This window comes from Isoptericola sp. NPDC055063, from assembly GCF_053608125.1.
Map to the genome: position 1 here is coordinate 596 of NZ_JBSGUW010000029.1, position 866 is coordinate 1,461.

The window sequence follows — 866 nt, forward strand, 5'->3', positions numbered from 1 at the left end:
GGCCAACACCACGCTATCGAGTGCGTCGGTCTTGGACCGCATCGCCAACGCCCGACTGAAGTCGTGCACGTTGGCCGGGTTGGCCACCGACACCGTCAGCCCGCCATCATGCAGCGTCGTCGCGGCTTGCTCGTGATAGGGCCCTGTGGCTTCCAACACGGCGTGAACCTGGTCAGCCGCGGCGCCATGCTTGGCGCACCACCGGACTAGGTCGTGCACCCCGTCCCGGCTATTAGGGACAACCTTGCTTTTGCGCTTGTCGTTCTCTGGATCCAGCAGCAACGTGCAGTCCAGCTTCAGCTTGGAGACATCAATACCCAGATAGATCATCGTCATACCCTCCATACAAAGAAAGTATGCCAACTGCGCCCACTTACCTTGTGCATGCAGGGTCAAGCCCTAGGCTACCGTCCAGTGTCCGCGATGGCGTCAGAGGTGAGAGACAGGGGTTTAGTCTTCAGAACAGGGTCAGGCACCTAAGGGAGCCGCAGAAACTCACCTGTCTCTCGTGGAATGGTAGCTAACCATCCCAGGGCTCAAGATACAAGGGAGCCGAAGGCGGACGACGATGACGACGGGGCAGTCCGGAGCGAAGGCTCCGGACCGCAATCGTAGCCCCGCCCTCACCCCGCCTGCCCCGTCACGCGCGGCTCAAGAACTCAACCGCAACAAACAAACGAAAACCCCAAAACCCTACCCCGGCACAACAGCCGTAACTTCAATCTCGACTTTAGCCCGATCCTCAACCAGATCAGCCACCTCCACCGCCGTCATAGCCGGAAAATGCCGCCCGATCAGCTCCCGATAATGCTTCCCGATCTCCGGATAAGCCGCCACATAAGCATCCTTGTCGGTCACATACCAAG

The 866-nt window shown here is 59.5% G+C and carries 2 protein-coding genes; both read right to left on the bottom strand.

Annotation, left to right across the window (positions count from 1 at the left end):
• The coding region (locus tag ACWF41_RS21395) for an IS110 family transposase (RefSeq protein ID WP_452183227.1) at nt 1-345 on the bottom strand (345 nt) is incomplete at its 3' end.
• Between the two features lie 348 nt (nt 346-693).
• Nucleotides 694-858, bottom strand: a complete 165-nt coding sequence (locus tag ACWF41_RS21400) for a RidA family protein (protein ID WP_452183231.1) — start codon at nt 856-858, stop codon at nt 694-696.
• Nucleotides 859-866: the final 8 nt, after the last annotated feature.